At 72.7% G+C, this 4,649-nt stretch carries 5 protein-coding genes and 1 pseudogene; all 6 read right to left on the reverse strand.

From position 1 onward, the window contains the following. Position 1: 1 nt before the first annotated feature. The gene (locus ABZW03_RS37620; RefSeq protein ID WP_355268892.1) at positions 2-436 is read right to left on the reverse strand and encodes an SHOCT domain-containing protein; all 435 of its coding nucleotides are present in this window, start codon (positions 434-436) and stop codon (positions 2-4) included. 117 nt (positions 437-553) lie between these two features. Next, complete coding sequence (locus tag ABZW03_RS37625) at positions 554-1,156, reverse strand: NUDIX hydrolase (protein ID WP_355268894.1); 603 nt, start codon at positions 1,154-1,156, stop codon at positions 554-556. Then, positions 1,153-2,313, reverse strand: coding sequence for a type III polyketide synthase (locus ABZW03_RS37630; protein ID WP_355268896.1), 1,161 nt, complete (start codon positions 2,311-2,313; stop codon positions 1,153-1,155). Before ABZW03_RS37630 ends, ABZW03_RS37625 begins: the two co-directional genes overlap by 4 nt. A gap of 100 nt (positions 2,314-2,413) precedes the next feature. After that, entirely contained in the window at positions 2,414-3,619 is a 1,206-nt protein-coding gene (locus ABZW03_RS37635; RefSeq protein WP_355268898.1) for a cytochrome P450, read from the reverse strand. Between the two features lie 188 nt (positions 3,620-3,807). Then, a complete protein-coding gene (locus ABZW03_RS37640; RefSeq protein WP_355268900.1) occupies positions 3,808-4,530 on the reverse strand; it encodes a response regulator transcription factor in 723 nt (240 codons plus the stop codon). Between the two features lie 11 nt (positions 4,531-4,541). Next, positions 4,542-4,649: pseudogene (locus ABZW03_RS37645) on the reverse strand (sensor histidine kinase); the annotation flags it as partial.

Genomic DNA, 4,649 nt, shown 5'->3' on the forward strand with positions numbered 1-4,649 from the left:
CTCAGGTCAGGAGCTTGTCCTTGGCCCGCTGGTACTCCTCGTCGGAGATGGCGCCCTTCTCCTTGAGGTCGGCGAGCTTCGCCAGGTCGTCGACGTGGCTGCGGCCGCCGCCGGCGGCGCCCGGCGCGGGCCCGGACCCGGCCGCGTCCCTGATGTAGGCCTTGAACGCGGCCTCGGTCTGCTGGGCCTGTTCGACGTCCCGCTTGCCCATCGACTGCCCGCGGGCGATCAGGTACGCGAGGACGCCGATCAGCGGCAGGAGGATCACCAGGACCAGCCAGCCGGCCTTGGCCCAGCCGCCGAGGTCGTGGCTGCGGAAGATGTCCGTGATGATCTTGAACAGCAGGAAGAACCAGAGGATCCAGAGGAACAGCTCCAGCATCGTCCAGAAGATGTGGAGCGCCGGGTAGTCCACGGCCAGCGAGGTGGTGTCCATGGTCGAGTCATACCATCGCAAAACGGACATGGCTCGCCGCTGTTCGGCCGTTCCGGTGGTCTTCCGCCCCGACGGGAATAACCGGGGACGGGAGCCGGAGCCGGGGGCGGGGGCGCGTCAGCCCAGCCCGGCCCGCCGGCGCAGCTCCACCGCCAGCGCCACCAGCTCGCCCCACCAGTCGTCGTGCCCGGCCAGCAGCAGCCGCTGGGCCTCCGCGGGCGGCACTGGACGGACCTCGACCACCTGCTCGCCGTCCGTCGGGTTGGTCGGCGCGGAGTCCAGCGCGACCTCGCCCCAGCCCCAGAGCCAGGCCTTCTCCGGGTGTGGCTGCCACGGCCGGTACGGCACCGGGTCGTCGGTGCGGCAGCGGTGCGCGCCCAGCCAGTGCGGCTCGCCGAGCAGCCGCGCGCCCGCCTCCTCCCGCAGCTCGCGGGCCAGGCAGGAGGCGATGCTCTCGCCCTGCTCCCGGGTGCCGCCGGGCAGGAACCAGTGGTCCCGGTCGTCCCGGCAGAGCACCACCCGGCCCTCCGCGAAGCCGACCAGGTGGATGTTGGTGACCAGGGCGTCCGGCGGCGGCTCGGTGGAGAACTGCGCGTCGAACCGCCCCCAGCCCCAGTACTGCGGGGCGTGCAACGCGGGGAACAGGGCGGCGAGTTCGGCGGATCTGGCGGATGTTCCGGTGCGGTCCGTGGTGTCGGTGCGGTCCGTGGTGTCGGTCATTCGGTGATGGTAGTGCCGGCCGGGAAACGGCGGGGGGCGCTCGGATGGACGAGGGCGATGTCGGAGGTGGAGATGGCGCGCGGGCGGCGCGGGCGCGGCCCCTCGGCCGGTGCGCCGACCCAACTGCCCAGCGAGATCTCGGCGGTGATGCCCGGACCGAAGCCGGCGATCAGCCCGGTGGTGCCCTCGGGCACGCCGCCGTCGGCGAACAGCCGGGCCAGGGCGTCGAAGACCACGGCGCTGGCGATGTTGCCGCGTTCGGTGAGCGTCGCCCGGCTGTAGCGGAAGGTGGCCGGCTCCAGGTCGAGGAAGCGGCACAGGTCGTCCAGGATGCGCGGGCCGCCCGCGTGCACGACGTAGAAGCCGAGCCCGGAGACGTCCCAGCCGTGCTCCCCGGCCAGGCCGCGCAGCGCGGGCGCGAGCATCTCCATGGTGCCGGGCACCCGCTTGTCCAGCTGGAAGTGGAAGCCGGTGTCCTTCACCCCGTACGAGATCCAGTCCTCGGTGTGCGGGACGAGGTGCGAGCCGTTGCGCTCGACCTGCACGCCGCGCCCGCCGTTCCCGCGCATCACCACGGCGGCGACCGCGTCCCCGAACAGGCCGTTGGAGAGCAGCGAGCCGACGCCGAGGTCGGTCGGCTGGTAGCAGAGCGAGCAGAACTCGCAGGCGACGATCAGGACGTTGGCGCCCGGGTAGGCGCGGCAGAAGTCGTGCGCCCGGTTGACGGCGGCGCCGCCGGCCGCGCAGCCGAGCTGGGCGATCGGCACCTGCCGGGTGTCGGAGCGGAAGCCCATGGTGTTGATCAGCCAGGCGGTCATCGACGGCATCATGAAGCCGGTGCACGACACGTAGACGATCAGGTCGATGTCCCCGGCGGTCAACTCCCCGTACGCGAGGGCGCGTTCGACCACCTCGGGAACGCGCCGCTTGGCCTCGCGCTCGTACACCTCGTTGCGGACGGTGAAGCCCGGGTGGGTGAGCGTCCGCTCAATCGGCTGGACCAGGTGCCGGGTGCGCACCCCGGTGTTCTCGATCAGCCGCAGCGCCAGGCCGAGTTGGGGGTGGCCGGCGTGCAGGGTGCGGGCCAGGTCGAGGGTCTCCTCGAGCGTGATGACGTGCTCGGGCACGGCGATCGCCGGGCGGCAGAGAGTTGCCATGGGTGGGTCTCCCCTGGGGGCCTGGTGGCAGGCCGGTGGATGCGTGGAGCGGTACGGGCGCCGCGCCGCCGGTGGGCGGGGCGGCGGACAGGGGAGGCGGTTACCAGGCCACCGGCAGGGTGCGCGGGAAGCGCCAGATCGAGCCGGAGTTCCAGTCGAGTTCGGACGGATCGACGGCCAGCCGCAGACCGGGGAAGCGGCGCAGCAGGGTGCCGAGGGCGACCTGCAGCTCCATCCGGGCCAGGTGCGAGCCGAGGCAGTGGTGCTGGCCGTACCCGAAGGTCATGTGGGTGGGCGCGCCGCGGTCGAGGTCCAGCTCGTCGGGGCGCTCGCAGTAGGCCGGGTCCCGGTTGGCGGTGAGGTAGGAGACGTGCACGGCCTCGCCGGCCCGGATCAGCGTGCCGCCCAGCTCGACGTCCTCGGTGGCGACCCGGGCGATGCCGACGCCCTGGCGGAACGGGATGAAGCGCAGCAGCTCCTCCAGGGCGCGCGGCAGCATGTCCGGCTGCGCGCGCAGCTTGGCGAGCTGCTCGGGGTGGGTGAGCAGGGTGTAGGTGAGGTTGCCCAGCTGGTAGGTGCTGGTGTCGTGGCCGGTGACCAGCAGGACCATCGCCATCACGGTCAGCTCGTCCGGGTCCAGCAGCTCGTCGCCGTCGCGGGCGGTGGCCAGGGCGCTGATCAGGTCCTCGCCGGGGTGCGCCCGGCGCTCGGCGGTCAGCTCGGTGAAGTAGCCGCGCAGCGCGGTCTTGGCGGCCTCCTGGCCGTCCCGGCTGCCCGGGCCCATCCGCATCATCGCCACCGCGTGGCCGCGCAGTTCGGCGCGGTCGGCCGCGGGGATGTCCAGCAGGTCGCAGATGGTGGCGAGCGGGAGGCGGTTGGCCAGGAAGTGCATCAGGTCGGCGGGGGCGCCGTGCTCGGTCATCTCGTCGAAGTAGCCGTCGACGGTCCGCTGGGTGGCCGGGCGCATCCGTTCGACCTGGCGGTTGGTGAAGCCCTGGGCGACCAGCCGGCGCAGCCGGTTGTGGGCGGGCGGGTCCATCAGGTTGATCGCCTCGGCCTGGGCGATCGGGGCGGGCGTCATCCGGGGCAGGTCGCGGCCGATGCCCCCGGCGCGGCTGAACCGGCGGTCGGTGGTGACCACCTTGACGTCCTCGTACCGGGTGGCCAGCCAGGCCTCGCCCTCGCCGTGCGGCAGCCGGATCCTGGCGACCGGGGCCTCGGTGAGCAGCCGCTTCAGGAGGGGGTCGAACTCCAGGCCGTCGGTGTGGTGGAAGGGGCAGTCCCACACGGGGGCGGTGGTGGTCACGGGCCGGTCCAGGTGTTCTCGTTGTGCCGGGGGGCGCCCGCCCGAGGGGTTGGTGCTGTTCGGGCGTGGACATGCAGATGGTGCACCATGAACGGGTAAAAAGGGGAATTCGGTGAAGAGTTCGCTCTAATGAGTGAGATTCAGATGATAGTCACGCGAATCGGTACACGGGGGTGAGGAGGTGGCGGTCAGCCGCCACCGGGTGCGACCAGCCCGGTCTCGTAGGCGAGGACCACCGCCTGCGCCCGGTCGCGCAGGTTCAGCTTGGCGAAGATCCGGGCCACATGGGTCTTCACCGTCGACTCGCTGAGCGTCAGTTCGCGAGCCAGCTCGGTGTTGGACAGTCCTCGCCCGAGCAGCGCGAGCACCTCCGCCTCGCGCGGGGTGAGCGGAGCGAGGTCGCGGTGCAGCGGCGGGCCCTCGGCGCCCGGGGCCGGCCGCGGTGCGCCGGCCGCGAAGCGCTCCACCAGGCGCCGGGTGATCGACGGGGCGAGCAGCGCGTCCCCGGTGTCCACCAGCCGTACGGCGGCGGCGAGATGGGCCGAGGTCACGTCCTTGAGCAGGAAGCCGCTGGCCCCGGCGGACAGCGCGGCGTAGACGTAGTGGTCCAGGTCGAAGGTGGTCAGCATGATCACCCGGCAGCCGGGCACCTGCGCCAGGATGCGCCGGGCGGCCTCCAGGCCGTCCATGGTCGGCATCCGGATGTCCAGCAGCGCCACGTCCGGGCGGTGCAGCACGGCGGCCGCCACCGCCTCGGCGCCGTCGGCGGCCTCGGCGACCACGTCGATTCCGCGTGCGGTGAGGATCATCCGGAAGCCGGTGCGGACCAGCTCCTGGTCGTCGGCGATCACCACTCGTGGCCGGTACCCGGGCTCCACGTGCTCTTCCCCCTGTCCGTTCCCCTGCTCCACGGTTCCCTCCGTCACGGCCGGTCCAGCGGGATCCGGGCGCGGACCCGGAAGCCGCCGCCGAGCCGCCGCCGGGCGTCCAGGTCCCCGCCGTACACCGCGACGCGCTCGCGCAGGCCGAG

Source organism: Kitasatospora sp. NPDC004799 (genome assembly GCF_040609095.1).
Lineage (GTDB): Bacteria > Actinomycetota > Actinomycetes > Streptomycetales > Streptomycetaceae > Kitasatospora.